Genomic DNA, 16,158 nt, shown 5'->3' on the forward strand with positions numbered 1-16,158 from the left:
TTATCCGTTAAATTGGGCGGGGTTAGACTTGGCATTGTTGGAAGCGGGTGAACCGGATAATTGACGGTTTTACCGCTTTATCGGCGGATGACGCTTCGCTTATCCGCCCTACGGCCCTACAACAAGTTTTAACGGGCTTCTTGCAAACAAAAAAATGATTTATGCGTTCGGCGTCGCCGGGTCAGGTACGGTATCTCCAACCGCGTACGGCCAAGTGGATCAGGTCATTGTGAACTATCAATATTAAGAAAGACATGGCCGCCTCCATATTTGCAAATATAGAGGCGGCCTTTTAAGCCATTACGCCGATAGATATTGGCTATACTTATCAAGACCAGTTTTTGCTTGGTAGTCCTCCGGCAAGCTTTTATTAAACTGCATAATCTTGTTAAATATCTCGGCATCACTAGCTCCAGTGCCTTTCAACTCAGTATAAATCTGAATTCGCTGGTCTCTAATGTTATTCGCCTCATTTTCAAAGTCATTGACGTGCTGAGTGTATGCAGCCATGGCCGATGTATCGCTTAGACTGGGCAATTTGTTCAGATCGACAACTTCAAAATCTCTGGAATATGTATAGGCATTAGCCATATCCTTTGCGAACTCAGGATCGCTGTTTACTCGGTCAAAGATGAGCTTCACGCCATCTGATGTTGTGGCATTTGAATCGTTTAAAGCCTTATATGCGGAGCCACTTATTTGTACGCTATCATCGCTACTCGCAGCATTGCCTGCAATGATATTATTGGCCGAGTTAGATTGATAATTGCTAGCAACGGATGAGGTGCCGTAGATTGGGTTCGTATTCGATATTGTGTTTACAAACATACTCTATCTCCTTATTAAATCTGCAAGACAAACATTCAAGATCAGTTTTTAAATTATTAGCATGATTTGTGCCAGAGAATTTTGACGGCTTTATAGCGATCTAATGGCTTTTTCGGCATGGGCTTGCCGTTATTCGAGACTAGCACCAATAATAAGTGGCAATATTTTGCCGACATTGAGTACGGCTGCAATCATGGTCGTTATTTACGACTAATGGCGATTTAAGGATCAATATTTGCGACTTCTAATGTGTTGTTAGGCATAAAGCACCAATAAGACACCATTCACTGTAATATTACACTTAGAACTGTAATATCGGCCAAATATATGACACTAAAAACTGTAATATTTAATTACGTCCGCCGCGCAACTCACATGACCTTGGGTGTGCAAGTGGAAGGTTTTTTTAGCAGGATGACGCCATCAGAGTGGCCCCGCTTGAAGTTAAAAAGCATTAAGGCAAATATTGGTCTCTGAAGCACCGGGGTCAGGTCTTGCAACCAAGCATTTTCCTCGCGTAACACCAAAACAGCAAGATCGAACTCAGTGTTTAAACAAATCAATCTGTTTCATAGCGCTCCGATGTTCGAGCACTTCCAAAACCGAGTATTCCGCCCTCATGCCTTTTGGCGTAAGCCACTGGCATATACGCATTTTGACTTTTAAAATATCGCTTTTGGCAAAGGCTTCTTCGTTGGAATTAACTCGGTTCAAGAAGTCTTCGTCCAGTATTTCAGCAAAAAAAGATTGTGTGCCGTCGGAGAAGCGCCATTTGTTGCCATCGACAAAGGCGGCACTGGCGATTTGCAGATTAACAACGGTGGTTTGGTCGTTGATTTTCTCTTCACCGAGTTCCGGGGTGATAAAGTAGCCGGCTTCTGTTTTTTCGATCAATACCACCGGCGTTTCCGCCTCTCCCGGATCGACGACCGCTACAGATTCGATGCCGTCACGCTGTAACGGTTTAGCAATCATGTCTTCGAAGGCTTTGCGGATTTTGTAGTTTTGCAGCAATTTTAGAGTGAGCTGTTCGGTGTCTAAGTGGTCGTAGTCGATAAATACCCGTATACGGCCATCGTTAAGCGCTTCGGTTTTCGTGATTTTTCGGTTTTTCAGCCAGCGCAAAGCTACAATTAACGAGTTGTGCGAACCTTTTATTAAACCGACGATGCCGGCAGCGTTAAGTACAGCACTGGTGTTGCCGTGATTAAAGATATCGATAGCGTCCAATATCAGGCTTTTTGCCGATGCGACCATTTCGATTCCGAAGCAGCCCGTTTTGAACGAACCTTTTACGCTGACGCCGATTTTAAATTTGTCCCCGTGCATGACATTACCGACTTCTTCCATTAAAACTCCGATAGCCAGTAAAGCCGGAGCCAGATCGTTGACGTTCATTTCGTGGTGTTCCAACGCCGGGCCGTCGTAAACGATTTGGAATTGCGCAGGTTTCATGGATGCATGGCTTGTTAGCGGTTAAAATCAGCGTGTGATTTTAGACTAGGCGTTACGTTTTAGCGATATTTAAAACGCGCAAAAGCTAGATGTTGATTTATTTCTCCTGAATAGCCCGCGGAGCGCCCGGGTCAGGTTTTGCAATCAAGCATCGATAGCTACCATGAACGGCGGCTAACGAATCAACTGCTGTCAATGCCTCTAAAATGTGGCAGTCTGCTTATGGCCGTTTGGTTGAGGTCGCCAACGGCGGCTTTATAGACCTCCCGTCGCAGAATCTGGATTTGGCTGACTAGCCGCTATGGAGAAACGCGACCGGCTCTTATGGGTCGTAACCAGCCGATTATGCGTCACTCCAGCAAACTGTGAATGTTCCGGCGGCGAAATTCCAGCCTTATTTTGCAGAGCCTTTATTTCATTTCGGCCGCGGATGACTCTGCTACGCTATCAGGCTTTAGTTCCGCTAAATAGCGATACCAATCCGTTATCCAATCGACATCCCACTGCCGGCCGAGTTCTTGCCAGTTCAGCTTGGCATCATTTGCCCGGCGGCGGGTTTCCGCCATCACCTGATCGTGGCCCCAGCGCATATTTGCAAATAATGCAGGCTGAGGGGCATTCAGGCCGATCAGTACATAACCGCCGTCTTCCGTTGGCGCCAGCACTGCATCTTTGCCGTTGCGCAGTGCGTTAAAGGCTTGTTGCAAATCTGCGACGGTTAAACTAGGACAGTCGCAGCCCATCAGCACCACATGACGATAGCGGCCGAACGCAGCGCTAAAGGCATTCCGCATTCTACTGCCCAGCTCGTCGCCACGCTGTTCGGCCAAACCGACCGGAAATTGTTCCGCGCAAGTATGGAAGAACGGATGCCGGCTATCCGGTGCGCAATACAGCTGAACCGGGCAAAGCGGCTGCCGGAAGGCCCGGTTCAGCGTCATTAGCGTCAGTTGTTCATGCGCGGCGGCGGCCTGCTCCGCGCTTAAAGCCGGTTGCAGGCGAGTTTTGACTTGTCCGGGGATGGGGGCTTTACAAAATACGATCAGCACACTATCCGGAAATTGGTAATCCATCACTTAATGTTCGCGCAATGGTTTAAAGGGTAGCCAAAGCAGATTTTTGAAACTCAGTTCGTCGACTTGCCGAAACCCTGTTAAACCGATAGTCATTTTGGTTTGCGGCTGCTTTGCCGTGGGGCAATAGGTTTTGAACAACCTATCCCACCAGGATAGGGAAAAGCCATAATTGCTATCGGTTTCCTGACGTAGGGCGGAGTGGTGAATTCGGTGCATGTCGGGCGTCACCAGGATATATCGCAGACGGGGCTCCAAACCGGCGGGCAAACCGACATTGCCGTGATTGAACAAGGCGCAGCCGTTCAGAATCATCTCAAACACAATTACCACAGTGGGCGAAACCCCAAGCAACACCACCAATACCACTTTGTACAGCATGGACAACAGGATTTCCAGCGGATGAAAGCGCACGGCGGTGGTGGTGTCGAAATCGATATCGCTGTGGTGTACCTGGTGCAAGCGCCAAAACCAGCGCCAGCGGTGGGCGGCAATGTGCTGCGCATAAATCGCCAAATCCAGCAGTAGTAAACTGCAGGTAATCGATAGCCATGCAGGCGCGGACACAAGGTTGAACAAGCCGATGTGTTGCTTTGCGGCCCAGATAGCCGCCAGCCAGGCGGCCGCACCTATGCTGATTCGCATGAATAACACATTAATGGCCGCTAGACCCAGGTTAACCGGCCAGCGTTGCGCACGGCCCGAACTCAACTGGCGTTTGGGCTTGAAAAACTCCCAAGCCGCCATTAACAAAAAAATGCCGAAAAATACGCCAAAGCGCAGCAGTGCTTCCATCAGGACTTCCGGTAATATTGGGCCGCCAGCCGGTTCGGGTCGGCGCCGAAAAAATAGGCCAGTCGCAGGCACCACATCAATAATATGGTTTTCAGTACGCCATGCTGTTGCCAACGCCGTGCCGAGGTGACGACTTTAGCATGTAGGCAGCACGGCCAGCCCAGATTTTTCAAGCGGCTGCTGAGGCTGATATCTTCCATGAGGGCGATTTCCGGAAAACCGCCGGCGGCGGCAAATGCCTGCCGGGTTACAAACATGGCCTGATCGCCGGTGGCGATGCCGGTCAGTCGCGAGCGTCCGTTCATCATAAAAGCAATCATCTTAAACACGGGCCGGGAACTGTCGAACTCGACATCGAACCGCCCCCACCGGTAGCCCTGCTCAACGGCATCGACTATCAAGCTGACGGCATCGGCGGGCAGTCGGGTGTCGGCATGTAAAAATAACAAGATATCGGCATCGGCTTCGAAGGCGCCGACATTCATTTGTATGGCGCGGCCGCGCTGGCTGTGCAACACCTTTTCGACCCACGCCGCGGCAACGACCGGGCTGTTGTCATCGCTACCGCCGTCGACCACTATCAATTGGCAGTAGTCCCGCAAGCCCTGCAATGTTTGCAATTTTTCGGCGAGTTGCGCGGCTTCGTTGATGACCGGAATGACGATGCTGAGTTGCGGCTGCATGGTTTAGTGTTTGCGTAACCAGGCGTGATAGCGGCCGAGCCAGTGCAGTAGGCCTACCGGCGCATGCGCCCGTTTCCAGACGCCGGCCGCATATTTATTGGCTTCGGCGAGGGTCGGGTAGATATGAATGGTGCCGAGAATTTTATTCAAGCCGATGCCGTGTTTCATGGCCAATACGAATTCGGCGATCAGGTCGCCGGCATGTTCGCCAACAATCGTAACGCCGAGAATTTTATCCTTGCCGGGCTGGGTCAGGACTTTTACAAAGCCATGCGCTTCGCTGTCGGCGATGGCACGGTCCAGATCGGCTATGCCGTAATCGGCAACTTCATAGGCAATGCCTTGGGCTTGGGCATCCTGTTCGTTCAGACCGACTCGGGCGACTTCCGGGTCGGTGAAGGTCGACCAGGGAATCACCGAATAATCGGTACGGAACATCTTGAACGAACCGAACAGGGCGTTCACTGCCGCATACCAAGCCTGATGCGCGGCGGTGTGGGTGAACTGATACGGCCCGGCTACATCGCCGACGGCATAGATGTTCGGAAAATTGGTTTGTTGAAAGGCGTTGGTGTCTATGGTTTTGCGCGGCGACAAGGCGATGTTCAGCTCTTCGACGCCATAGCCTTGCAGATTGGCGGCGCGGCCGATAGCTACCAACACTTGATCAAAGGCTATCTTGACCGTTTGCCCTTGAAATTCGGCCAGCAGGATGTTTTCGCCGTTTTCGATCGCAAATTCCTTGGCGGTATGGTTGACGCGCAGGTCGACGCCTTCTTGCGCAAAACGGGTCATTACCAGTTCGGAGACTTCCGGGTCTTCGCGCAGCATGATGCGCGGAGCCATTTCCACTTGGGTGACCTGGCTGCCGAGACGGGCAAAGGTTTGAGTTAGCTCGCAGCCGATCGGGCCGCCGCCCAGCACCAATAGCCGTTTGGGTAATTCGCGCAAATTCCAGACCGTATCCGAGGTTAGATAGTCGACCGTTTCGATGCCTGTGATAGGCGGCACGAAGGGCCGGGCGCCGGCGGCGATCACAATCGAACGGGTACTGATGGTGCGCACCCCGTCAGCGCTGTAGACTTCCACTTCCCAAGGGGAAACGATTTTGGCCGTGCCTTGAATGACGTCCACGCCCAATTCGGTATAGCGTGCCACGGAATCGTGCGGTTCTACGGTTTTGATGACCTGTTGCACGCGCTCCATCACGGTGGCGAAATCGAAATCCGCGTCCGCCTTAGCGATGCCGAATTCGCCGGCCCGCTTGACGTGCGACAAGAACTTGGCCGAGCGTATCAGTGCCTTGGAGGGCACGCAGCCGGTGTTCAGGCAGTCGCCGCCCATTTTATGTTTTTCGATCAGGGTGACCTTGGCTTTTACCGCGGCGGCGATATAGGCCGACACCAGGCCACCGGCGCCGGCGCCTATCACCACCAGATTATTGTCGAAGCGGGCCGGTTTGTTCCAGCCCTCATAGACCTTGCGGGCTTGAATAAAATCGAGCATTTTCTTGGCCAAAAGCGGAAATAGCCCCAGCAGGGCAAACGAACCCAGCAAGGCCGGGGACAAAATACCGGATAAAGAGTCGAGTTTCGCTAATTGAGTGCCGGCGTTGACGTAAACCAGCGTGCCGGCCAACATCCCGACCTGACTGACCCAATAAAAGGTCCGGGTCTTAATCGGCGTTAATCCCATCGCCAGATTGATCATGAAAAACGGAAACAGCGGCACCAGACGCAGGGTGAATAAATAAAATGCCCCGTCGCGCGATACCCCGGCGTCTATGGCTTGCAAACGGGTGCCAAAGCGGGATTTAACCCAATCCCTCAGCAAAAATCGGGCGGCCAGAAATGCCAGCGTCGCGCCTATGCTGGACGCAAACGAGACAATCAGCGTACCCCATAACAGTCCGAATACCGCACCTCCGGCCAGGGTCATTACTGCGGCTCCGGGCAACGACAAACCGGTCACGGCGACATACAGCGCGCCATACAATAAAACGGCCAATGCGGGGTGCTGCTGCCGATAGTCGGCTATGCCGGCCTGTTGGGTTTTAAGGCTTTCCAGGGTTAGATAGTGTTGCAGGCCGAAGCCGAAAAATACCGCGATCAGGGCAGCGAGCAACAGCATTATTACGATTCTGGACCTAGTCATAGTATTTTTCCGTTACGGATGAACGATCCGCCAAATTGGGCTGGTAAAAGTATCTAAACGAGTCTGTCTGCTTGAGCATGCTAAAGTTCCTATAATACTGACGGAAGATGGCATTTGGTCGCCTACGGCCGGTTTTCCTTACAAATCCGTAGTCGCGACGCTATTTTCCGAAGCTGAATAGTTTATCGTCGTCGCGTAACAGATATAACATCAAACAACCCGCCAGCATCGGCCATGCCGCGAAAAATAGTAAATGCGGTCCTTCGAACGGTGATAAGTATTGCTGATAGGAGGATAGGGTGGAGACGGAATGAAACGCCAATACGGCGGCATAGCAAAAGCGTTTGTAAATGCCCAGTAAAAAGCCGCCCAGTATGGCCAGTTCCGCTGCGGCCAATACGGTCAGGACGGTGCTCTCAATGCCATGGATCAAATAAAACTTGGCAAAAATCTTCGCGGCATGGCCGGGGTTGACGAATTTGTCCAGCGTCCACATCAGCATGACCGTGAACACAGCCAGCCGCATCAAAAACAACGACCAGCGCAAGGCGGTTTGACGGCTCATGCTATCTCCAGTTTTTGCGCTAATGTTCTCAGCAGCGCTGCGTAAATTTGGTGGCAAAACTCTTTGGCGTCTTCGGTTTGTGCTTCCCAGGATGAGCGCCATTCCACGAATGTACCGTTATTTAAGGTTACCGGGCGCAATTGCAGGGTGCCGACATAATTTTTAATCTCCCGCGATGACACCGGAGAGGGGCCGTCATCGATGGAATAGCGGATGCGGCGCGCCGCAGTGTTACATTCCAACAAAGTCTCGTGAAACACCCCATTCAAAATTCGTTTGGCGCCGATTTCGTTACCGCGGATTTTCCCGACCGCATCGCAATGTTCGATGACGTCCGATGCCCATGAAAAATCATGGAAGTTTTTAATCGTTTCCCAGGCCTGCTCGATAGGCGCTGCGATAACGATGGATTGATAGCATTGCGGCATGAGCTGCTCCTTAATTTTGTATAGATGGATGGAGGGTGATTAGCGGCCGCTGTTGACCGACCAATCGTAGTCGATGTCTGTTTTGATTTTAAGGTCCGGTAAATCGGCTCTGTAATGTTTCAGAAAGGCTTTTACACCGCCGCCGGCAGCGAAGTCGTTTTCGAACCAGTCGAAAATTTGCGATATGCTCAGCGAGTCTTTGTTAACCCTTAAGCCCTTGCCGACATTGTTCAGGAAGCGTTGTACCTGATCGTCGAGCTGCGAGGATAATTGGCCGGCCGTGTAAGGCTGGTTGCGCAAATCCGGACAACCGACCGAGGCGCAGACGATGGCCAGATGGATGCGCGGTTCGCCCATCGGCCTTAAAATTTTATGTTCTACTTCGCCGAGACTGACGGTCTTGCCACCCAGCTCCCCGGCGGGTTTGTCCCACACCGGGCTGAACAGGCCGCCGACATCCTTGATACTGTCGACGGGCCAGCGGTCGGCCACTGTTTTTAAGGCCAGAATGTTGTAGGCATTAATATAAAACGCCAGTTGCTCTTCGCGGCCGACCAACCGCTTGACATCGAAATCAGCAAGCGCTTGATAGGCTTTATCCAGACTGCCGTCTGCCTTAATGGCCGGATAATCCACCAGCATCAGGTCAACACCGTTTTTAGTACCGGGTTTGACCCGACTCAATACGGTCTTATACCTAGTCCAATCCGGCTCTTCGGCGCCGGCGCTGCTGGCGAACCACAACAGGCCGGCGAATACCGTCGTCAATAACTTGTACAACATGCTTTTCTCCAGGATTAAAAAATATGAGTGGGCTTAAGCGCCCGACGGATCGGTTAGCGGATTATCGAAATTTGGCTGCGCCGCAGCCGGTTTTGCTTCGGGGTGATTAGCCAGCATGACGGCTCGGCCAGCGGCGGCATCGGTTGATGTGGGGTAAATCGACGGCGCAAAAAACCGCCGGTGGCCGGCTCGGCTTGGAACAAGGCTGTTTTACGCTTTTCGGCGATAATGCGGACCAAGCCGCCTCCCCAGGCGTCGAATAAGCTCCAGAATAGAGTTAGTCCGATATAGGCGCTAAGCGGTAGATCGGCACCGAACAAATGGAAACCGTCCATTAGCGCTGCCGTCAATAGCCCGAACAGGACGCCCGCCGACACGCCAAGAATACCGACAGCCGGCATGTCCGATTGACTGTAATGACGGCCTGAATGAGTCTTGAAGGTATTTAATCCGGTATCGCCCAAATTGGTGTAATTGGCGTGGGCACTATCCAAGCCCGAGTAGAGGTAATAAAGGCACTTCATGGCGCTCTCCCGATATTAAAATATCAGCCGCATTGCGTGGACGCGGCGATTTTTAACCAAGCGGATGTTGACAATTCCGGTAACAATCAGACGCTTAGTCGCCGAGAAACAGAATTCCTTACAGCCGCTGCCCATGGTAATTCCGGAGTGCCTGTCGGTTTGCCTAAAAGCTCGCTCAGAACATAGAATCAGGCAACCGCGACAAACCAGCTAACCCTTGGGTTGAACCCGTAAGTGTAGAACCCACGCCTTAAGGATAGGCTAAAAATAACATTCCCCGTTGGAAATGGGGGATGGCGGGGGATTTACTTGAAAAATTTCCGCCAGCCCCTCTTTGACAAAGAGGGGCGCGGCAACCGGTGCTTTAGGAGGCTCAGATTAGCAAAAAAAGCTTGTCAAAAACAACGCCGATCGGGCACGGCCTTTAATATTCGGCGTCGTGGAAAACGTTTTGCACATCGTCCAGGTCGTTCAGCATATCCAAAAATTTTTCAAACAATACCAGGTCGTCGCCGCTGATGGGGGTAGAACCCTTGGGCAGAAACTGGATTTCATCGACCTCAAAATCGATTTCGCCCACTAGATCCGTTAACGCCTGCTTGGCCTTAAAATAGTCGGCCTGCGGGGTGAAAACGGTAATTTTGCCGTCTTCGCTTTCAATATCGGTCACATCGACATCGGCTGATAATAATGCTTCCAGTACCGCATCTTCATCCGTGTGCATGAATGCCAAAATAGCGGCATGGTCGAACATGTGGCTGACAGTGCCCTGAGTGCCGATTTTGCATTTTGTTTTGGTGAAGCATAGCCGCACGTCACCGAAGGTACGGTTCGGGTTGTCGGTCAGGCACTCGACAATGGCCATGCAGCCGCCGGGCGCGAAACCTTCGTATCGGGCCGGAGCGAAATCTTCCCCGCCGCTACCCTTGGCTTTGTCGATAGCTTTGTCTATAACATGACTCGGTACTTGGTCTTTCTTGGCTCGGTCGATCAAACCCCGCAAAGCCAGGTTGCCGGATGGGTCGATACCTCCCGCCTTGGCGGCGACATAAATTTCCCGGCCGTATTTGCTGTAGACCTTAGTCTTTGCATCCGCCGTTTTGGCCATGGATACTTTACGGTTTTGATAGGCTCTACCCATTGGGTTATTGCTCCAGTGAAAAAATAAAAGCCCGGATTTTACAGGCAAGTATTTTCGGAGGAAAACTTTTAATCTTTTAAGAATGTAGCGAGAACATAGGCGTACGACAAATCGAACGCTGGGCGGCAGTTGAATTTTACTGCCGTATCCAAAAAATATCCGCGGGCTAACCTCAGCCGGTATGTCATCCTTCGCAACTACGGCATAATATAGGCCATGAAAACACCCAAAAGACTTGAACCTTTAATTGAAAACGGCATGGTTGATGAAGTACTTCGTTCGCTAAAAAGCGGCAAGGAGGCAGCCGTGTATGTGGTTCGCTGCGGCATGGAAACCTGTTGCGCCAAGGTCTATAAGGAAGCCGATCAACGTAGTTTTCGGCAAAGCGTTTTATACCAGGAAGGCCGTAAAGTGCGGAACAGCCGCCGGGCTCGCGCCATGGAAAAAGGCAGCCGCTATGGCCGCCAGGAACAGGAATCGGCTTGGCAGAATGCCGAAGTGACCGCGCTGTATCGCCTGGATGCCGCCGGCGTCAGAGTGCCGAAGCCTTATAACTATATCGACGGCGTTTTGTTGATGGAGTTGGTTACCGATGCGGACGGCCAGCCGGCGCCTCGCCTCAACGATCTCGAAATGACGGCGGAACAAGCCAGAACCTACCATGCGTTCCTGATTGCCCAAATCGTTCGCATGCTTTGCGATGGCTTGGTGCATGGCGATTTGTCCGAATACAACGTGCTGGTCGACAAGGATGGTCCGGTCATTATCGATTTGCCTCAAGCCGTTGACGCGGCCGGCAACAATAGCGCCAGGATGATGTTGGAACGGGATGTGGACAATATGGCGGCTTACTTCGGCCGCTTTGCCCCCGAGTTATCGACTACCGCCTACGGCAAAGAGATGTGGAAACTCTATCAAACTGGCGACCTGCATCCGGAAACCAATTTGACCGGCTTTTTCGAGGAAAGCAACCAGCCCGCGGATCTGCACAGCGTGGTGCGGGAGATTGACGCCGCGCGCGAGGAAAACCAAGCGCGCAAACGCTACTTGGATGGTGTTTCAACGACCTAGAGAAACCCGAGCAAGGTCATTCCCGTGATGATCTGGCTCGGGCAGCTTTAATCAGGCCGGAAGCGAGTGCTGGCTGGCCGATGAGAGGATATTTCCAATCGGACCGAAGCTTACCGTGATAAACTGCTGATTGGAAACGCATAGTCACTATGTCATCCCTTACATTCCGGACAAACGTCAAGATCGCACAAAGGATTTGAACGCTACTCCGCTTCCTTTCCCCTTTGAGACTCTTAATGCCATTTTCCCATCTCGGATTATCCGAAACTTTATTAAAAGCAATTACCGATTCCGGCTATACCACGCCCACCCCCATTCAGATTAAAGCCATACCCGCCGTGTTAACCGGCCGCGATTTATTGGCCGCCGCCCAAACCGGTACCGGCAAAACAGCCGGCTTTACCCTGCCGATTTTACACCGTCTGGCGCAAACCAGTTACGGGCGCAGTCGTCCGGTACGGGCGCTGATATTAACCCCCACCCGCGAACTGGCCGCCCAAGTCGGTGAATCCGTGCTGAAATACGGCGCCCACCAACTTCCGCGTTTAAAGTCGGAAGTGGTATTCGGCGGCGTGAAAATTAATCCGCAAATGATGCGTTTGCGCGGCGGCGTGGATATTTTGACCGCCACGCCGGGCCGGCTGTTGGACTTGGTCAGCCAAAATGCCGTCAAGCTGGATAAAGTCGAAGTGTTGGTATTGGATGAAGCCGACCGCATGTTAGACATGGGCTTTATCAGAGACATCCGTAAAATTCTGGCCCTGTTGCCGAAGCAGCGGCAGAACCTGTTGTTTTCGGCCACTTTTTCCGCCGATATCCGTAAATTGACCGGCGACCTGTTGGTTAACCCGGTGAAAATCGAAGTGGCGGTTGAAAATTCAGCAGCAGAGACCATCGATCAGCTGGTGTATACGGTTAACAAAACCGCTAAAACAGCCTTGCTGACCCATCTGGTTAAAACCAAAAATTGGCAGCAAGTGCTGGTGTTCACCTCTACCAAGCATGGCGCCAATAGACTCACCGAAAAGCTCAACACAGCCAATATCAAAGCGGCGGCCATACACGGCAATAAAAGCCAGGGTGCCAGAACCAGCGCCTTGGCCGGTTTTAAAGCCGGCGATATTCGTGTGCTGGTAGCGACCGATGTAGCCGCGCGCGGCATCGATATCGCCCAATTGCCGCACGTGGTTAATTTCGAACTGCCGCGCTCGTCCAGCGATTATGTGCACCGGATCGGCAGAACAGGGCGGGCCGGCAAAATCGGTCAGGCGGTGTCGCTGGTTTCGCAAGACGAATATCAAGCCTTGCGCTTGGTGGAAAAGCTTATCGGTACCCAAATTCCTCGCGAACAGGTAGACGGATTCGCCGCCGCCTGAATTCAGGCGAAAACGGCATTGGCTTAACCTTTTCGCGCCGGCCGGCTTAACAACTGTCAAAGCCGGTGGGTGTTCTCCTAAAACGTATTCGGTGCTTCCGGCACCGAATCTTCTTCAAAAAGCGGTTTGCTTTCAATACGACGATGTAATACTTGACGGGCAAACGCTAAATCAGTAAAAACGCGCTAATTTTTACAGCGCAATTTATTGTTCAGCATGAACCACGAAACCGTTGCGGCCCGCGTCGAACATATCTCAATGGCAACCGGCATTCTTGCGGGCTTATCCGCCGCGGGCGCGGTACTGGCCGCGCCAACCGGCTTGGACGCGCTTGGCGTGTGGCTGGGCATTTCCGACGAACCCTTGAGCGTCAGGCTGGCACCCGTTCTTGGTTCTTTGGCGACAGCCAGCGGCACAATATCCGGCTTTGCCTATTTCCTGGCCCAACGTCAAAAGCGCTACGCCAAAACAAAGGCAACACAGGATGGCGAGAGCTTGCCCGAATAGGCTAAGTCTATCCTACGGCAACATTCAAGGCTTTTGAGGCAGGAGTAGTGGCAAAAAACATTATTCAACGTTATTTTTTTTGGCCCGTACAAGCGCAAATTCCCCCCAAACCATCCATACCATTGCGCAAATAGTGAATGGCGAGTTTAGGGAGTGAGGTATTGTTGTTATCGACCCTAATCCGGCTGTGATCGGCATTTGCCCAATGGCCGCTCATTGTCACAATCCCGTCACTAAAATGTTATACGTTGCACAAGTCGAACTCGTGAATTCGAATGCGATAGTTGTGTTGCAAATCGACCCATCAATTTAATTTTAAGAATGAACTTAGAAACCAGCCCTTGTGTTCGTGCTGCCTTGGATTTGGGCAAAGCTGAATCCGATACTGGCTAGACGATTTGAAGTAAAGACTCGCTCATTGGTTACCTGTTTAACGCTTAATCCTACACAAATATAATTTCATGAATCTTGTTGCTGAACGTTGCTCGGAAGGGCTACTGCATAAACTCGGTATACCGCCAATTTCACCTGAGTGGTCCTACTTAAATCCTATCGGCCTACCCATTGCATACGACATTGCCGAACAAATCGCATTGATTGCTTATCCGGATCATTACGCGAAAGGGTCTAATCGTTTCTACCGACTGTTTATAGGGTCTATCTGGCTGAATATTAAGGAAAAGGATGCGACTGAAAAAGACCCCGAGAAAATAATAGAAGTGCTTGCGCGCGATACGGAAGATTACTTTGATATCGAACTCTTGGAACAAGCAATTCAGAAAGCATTTGCCGCCTTCAATGATCGCCAAGGTAGTTCCTTTCGAATTGCCATACAAGGTCGAGAGATTTTTCGTTCGCCACAACCAATTATCGATCACCTTAACCGATTCGCTGAGATGGCTTCGGCAACCCAAATGCAGACGGCCGAGGAAAACTTTACGCCTATTTTGGTTAAACCTGAGGAGTTAGAAAAATTTACTGATTACGTAAAGCAAACTTCCTGGGCCGGCCTTTCCAAACCGGCCCGCAAGTTGGTTGAACGCGCCATTAAACGTATCGAGCGGGAACAGAAAAAAGCGAACGAGCAAGCTAAGCGTCTCGAGGAAGTTGTCACTATGCTTGAATGCCGAGTCGATTTAGGACCAAAGTTAAAAAAGCTCTGTGATGACAAGGTGATATGGAAATATGTATGTGAGTATTGTTCTCGCCGGCGGGACGGCGTTTGGATGCATAGAGACGTTCCGCACGAATTCGAACAGCGTTCTCGTTCTTACCTAGGCGGTATTCCCAGCTTAAACTCCCATGCGGATTGGCCCTACGATAATCAAGGCCGTCGCGCATTTTTCGTCGGTCAGTTGGATTGCGCGGAAATCAACAGACTGGTGCCGGGTCACCTACCCGACACTGGCGTTCTTTGCTTCTTTGCCGATCAAGACCTCGAAAGAGGTTGGGATGAAAATCATACACGGAAATGTTACTTGGTTCATGTTGATAGAGATGTAGACTGCATTAGCAACGTGCCGGACGATTATCTTGAGCCGGGAGATTGGTTTAACCTTGTGGAGAGCATAGGCCCGTTCTTTTCTGCATTCGAAAAGCGCGCTGTTAATCCAATGCTATGGCCTAGGATGAATCTTAAGGCGCACAAGTTCGCCACGCTTGAAGACTGGTCTTATTTCTGCGATTCCGAGTTGCTAGATTTCGACGATGACTCTGAAATGGAAGACCGAAAGGACAATCTATGCGAATTGTTAGATCAGATTAACAAACAGTACCAACGCCGCAAAATAACGTCTATCCTCGGCCCTAAGCCAAAGGGAATACAACCAATAAAGCTGTTTCCCAAAACCGTTCCGGTTTATTTCTTTCAACACTTGGAAAAACCGTTTACGACCTATGAAATCGGCTTTCCATGGAGCCGAATGCACATTACCAGGACGATTTTGGAAATCCTCTCCAAAACGCGCGAAGAATTTGACAGTTTAATCAAAGGACATCTATCCGGACTCAAAGAATTATTGGGACTGGATAGCCGTTATCGAAATCAATACAGTTGGGGCTACGGCGAAATCAAAGAGCACCCGGATTATTTGCTCAATACCGACGATTTTCAGGCGTTAGATGAATCTGTTAAGACCCAACATCCGGATTTATACAACGGTTTCCAGTACTGGTTGGAACTCGAACATCTTTATCGCCAAGCGGTTACATACTACGAAGAATTCGTTGATGAGCCGTATGAGGAACCAACTACCGAAGAAAAAGCCCACTTCATCGATTGGGTGGCTGGTTGGATCAATCACGGCTGCGCTCGTGGTGGCATCCGTTTAGCGCATCTGATCGAATCGAAAGGCGATCCTGTTTGGCAAACTCCGTATAGCATTCCAAGAGTCGACACTTCGAACAGCGATAAAACATATTACCAGTTTTTCGGGGACCGTTTGCACTGGGCTTGCTTGTCCGCCTTAAATGCTGCTACTGCTTTGTGCGTCGGTAATTCCGCAGAAGCTGCGGCGCGAATCCCTATACAGGCGTTTAATGATCTTTTACCAAACGACGATATACCTTTGCATTTTCATAAATGCCTGGGCTACGGAGACTGCATCCAACATGCAGCAGATAAATTCAAAGTTAAAGTGCTATTGCTGGAAGTGCAAAACGATCGATATTTATTCAGCAATTTTGGCAGTGGAGCATTACAGTTTTGGATCAGCTCCGAGGATTTAAAGGCCATGCGTTTCGATAAAGCCTTTATGACGGCGGAGTGCACCTAGT

General features: G+C 51.0%; 15 protein-coding genes and 1 pseudogene. 5 read left to right on the top strand and 11 right to left on the bottom strand.

Translation table 11 applies throughout. From position 1 onward, the window contains the following. Positions 1-124 precede the first annotated feature (124 nt). Positions 125-247 (top strand): annotated as a pseudogene (locus M0R33_RS24470) (hypothetical protein); the annotation flags it as partial. 53 nt (positions 248-300) lie between these two features. Here the strand turns inward: M0R33_RS24470 and M0R33_RS17385 are convergent. The 11 genes from M0R33_RS17385 to M0R33_RS17435 all read right to left on the bottom strand — a co-directional run bounded on the left by M0R33_RS17385 (position 301) and on the right by M0R33_RS17435 (position 10,429). Beyond that, the gene (locus M0R33_RS17385) at positions 301-828 is read right to left on the bottom strand and encodes a hypothetical protein (protein WP_292572144.1); all 528 of its coding nucleotides are present in this window, start codon (positions 826-828) and stop codon (positions 301-303) included. 543 nt (positions 829-1,371) lie between these two features. Next, positions 1,372-2,283, bottom strand: coding sequence for a hypothetical protein (locus M0R33_RS17390; RefSeq protein ID WP_292572147.1), 912 nt, complete (start codon positions 2,281-2,283; stop codon positions 1,372-1,374). A gap of 410 nt (positions 2,284-2,693) precedes the next feature. Next, complete coding sequence (locus M0R33_RS17395; RefSeq protein WP_292572150.1) at positions 2,694-3,356, bottom strand: TIGR04282 family arsenosugar biosynthesis glycosyltransferase; 663 nt, start codon at positions 3,354-3,356, stop codon at positions 2,694-2,696. 3 nt (positions 3,357-3,359) lie between these two features. After that, a complete protein-coding gene (locus M0R33_RS17400; RefSeq protein ID WP_292572153.1) occupies positions 3,360-4,151 on the bottom strand; it encodes a sterol desaturase family protein in 792 nt (263 codons plus the stop codon). Beyond that, positions 4,151-4,834: a TIGR04283 family arsenosugar biosynthesis glycosyltransferase gene (locus M0R33_RS17405; RefSeq protein ID WP_292572155.1), complete on the bottom strand. Its 684-nt coding sequence runs from the start codon at positions 4,832-4,834 to the stop codon at positions 4,151-4,153. The genes M0R33_RS17400 and M0R33_RS17405 overlap by 1 nt, the downstream gene beginning before the upstream one ends. Positions 4,835-4,837: 3 nt before the next feature. Beyond that, positions 4,838-6,988 carry a bifunctional TVP38/TMEM64 family protein/FAD-dependent oxidoreductase gene (locus M0R33_RS17410; protein ID WP_292572158.1) on the bottom strand — a complete coding sequence of 717 codons (2,151 nt, stop codon included), beginning with the start codon at positions 6,986-6,988 and terminating at the stop codon, positions 4,838-4,840. A 160-nt stretch (positions 6,989-7,148) separates the two neighbouring features. After that, entirely contained in the window at positions 7,149-7,553 is a 405-nt protein-coding gene (locus M0R33_RS17415; protein WP_292572161.1) for a hypothetical protein, read from the bottom strand. Next, entirely contained in the window at positions 7,550-7,981 is a 432-nt protein-coding gene (locus tag M0R33_RS17420) for an SRPBCC family protein (protein WP_292572164.1), read from the bottom strand. Before M0R33_RS17420 ends, M0R33_RS17415 begins: the two co-directional genes overlap by 4 nt. 39 nt (positions 7,982-8,020) lie before the next feature. Next, positions 8,021-8,764, bottom strand: coding sequence for a DUF547 domain-containing protein (locus M0R33_RS17425; protein ID WP_292572167.1), 744 nt, complete (start codon positions 8,762-8,764; stop codon positions 8,021-8,023). A 53-nt stretch (positions 8,765-8,817) separates the two neighbouring features. Beyond that, positions 8,818-9,288 carry a hypothetical protein gene (locus M0R33_RS17430; RefSeq protein ID WP_292572169.1) on the bottom strand — a complete coding sequence of 157 codons (471 nt, stop codon included), beginning with the start codon at positions 9,286-9,288 and terminating at the stop codon, positions 8,818-8,820. Between the two features lie 424 nt (positions 9,289-9,712). Further along, a complete protein-coding gene (locus tag M0R33_RS17435; protein WP_292572172.1) occupies positions 9,713-10,429 on the bottom strand; it encodes a YebC/PmpR family DNA-binding transcriptional regulator in 717 nt (238 codons plus the stop codon). A gap of 216 nt (positions 10,430-10,645) precedes the next feature. Here M0R33_RS17435 and M0R33_RS17440 point away from each other — a divergent pair, with 216 nt between their 5' ends. From M0R33_RS17440 to M0R33_RS17455, 4 genes are all read left to right on the top strand, one after another. Continuing rightward, the gene (locus M0R33_RS17440) at positions 10,646-11,500 is read left to right on the top strand and encodes a PA4780 family RIO1-like protein kinase (protein ID WP_292572174.1); all 855 of its coding nucleotides are present in this window, start codon (positions 10,646-10,648) and stop codon (positions 11,498-11,500) included. 236 nt (positions 11,501-11,736) lie between these two features. Then, entirely contained in the window at positions 11,737-12,876 is a 1,140-nt protein-coding gene (locus M0R33_RS17445; protein ID WP_292572177.1) for a DEAD/DEAH box helicase, read from the top strand. Between the two features lie 216 nt (positions 12,877-13,092). Continuing rightward, on the top strand, positions 13,093-13,383 hold the full coding sequence (locus tag M0R33_RS17450; RefSeq protein ID WP_292572180.1) for a hypothetical protein: 291 nt from the start codon (positions 13,093-13,095) through the stop codon (positions 13,381-13,383). Between the two features lie 461 nt (positions 13,384-13,844). Continuing rightward, a complete protein-coding gene (locus M0R33_RS17455; RefSeq protein ID WP_292572183.1) occupies positions 13,845-16,157 on the top strand; it encodes a DUF1963 domain-containing protein in 2,313 nt (770 codons plus the stop codon). The last annotated feature ends 1 nt before the right edge of the window (position 16,158 follow it).

Origin of the sequence: Methylomonas sp. (genome assembly GCF_023228165.1) — a bacterium.
In the GTDB taxonomy this organism is placed as follows: domain Bacteria; phylum Pseudomonadota; class Gammaproteobacteria; order Methylococcales; family Methylomonadaceae; genus Methylomonas.

Bases quoted from the DNA above. Each gene is read 5' to 3' on its own strand.
- M0R33_RS17385 (WP_292572144.1), bottom strand. From the start codon at position 828: ATGTTTGTAAACACAATATCGAATACGAACCCAATCTACGGCACCTCA.
- M0R33_RS17390 (WP_292572147.1), bottom strand. From the start codon at position 2,283: ATGAAACCTGCGCAATTCCAAATCGTTTACGACGGCCCGGCGTTGGAA.
- M0R33_RS17395 (WP_292572150.1), bottom strand. From the start codon at position 3,356: ATGGATTACCAATTTCCGGATAGTGTGCTGATCGTATTTTGTAAAGCC.
- M0R33_RS17400 (WP_292572153.1), bottom strand. From the start codon at position 4,151: ATGGAAGCACTGCTGCGCTTTGGCGTATTTTTCGGCATTTTTTTGTTA.
- M0R33_RS17405 (WP_292572155.1), bottom strand. From the start codon at position 4,834: ATGCAGCCGCAACTCAGCATCGTCATTCCGGTCATCAACGAAGCCGCG.
- M0R33_RS17410 (WP_292572158.1), bottom strand. From the start codon at position 6,988: ATGACTAGGTCCAGAATCGTAATAATGCTGTTGCTCGCTGCCCTGATC.
- M0R33_RS17415 (WP_292572161.1), bottom strand. From the start codon at position 7,553: ATGAGCCGTCAAACCGCCTTGCGCTGGTCGTTGTTTTTGATGCGGCTG.
- M0R33_RS17420 (WP_292572164.1), bottom strand. From the start codon at position 7,981: ATGCCGCAATGCTATCAATCCATCGTTATCGCAGCGCCTATCGAGCAG.
- M0R33_RS17425 (WP_292572167.1), bottom strand. From the start codon at position 8,764: ATGTTGTACAAGTTATTGACGACGGTATTCGCCGGCCTGTTGTGGTTC.
- M0R33_RS17430 (WP_292572169.1), bottom strand. From the start codon at position 9,288: ATGAAGTGCCTTTATTACCTCTACTCGGGCTTGGATAGTGCCCACGCC.
- M0R33_RS17435 (WP_292572172.1), bottom strand. From the start codon at position 10,429: ATGGGTAGAGCCTATCAAAACCGTAAAGTATCCATGGCCAAAACGGCG.
- M0R33_RS17440 (WP_292572174.1), top strand. From the start codon at position 10,646: ATGAAAACACCCAAAAGACTTGAACCTTTAATTGAAAACGGCATGGTT.
- M0R33_RS17445 (WP_292572177.1), top strand. From the start codon at position 11,737: ATGCCATTTTCCCATCTCGGATTATCCGAAACTTTATTAAAAGCAATT.
- M0R33_RS17450 (WP_292572180.1), top strand. From the start codon at position 13,093: ATGAACCACGAAACCGTTGCGGCCCGCGTCGAACATATCTCAATGGCA.
- M0R33_RS17455 (WP_292572183.1), top strand. From the start codon at position 13,845: ATGAATCTTGTTGCTGAACGTTGCTCGGAAGGGCTACTGCATAAACTC.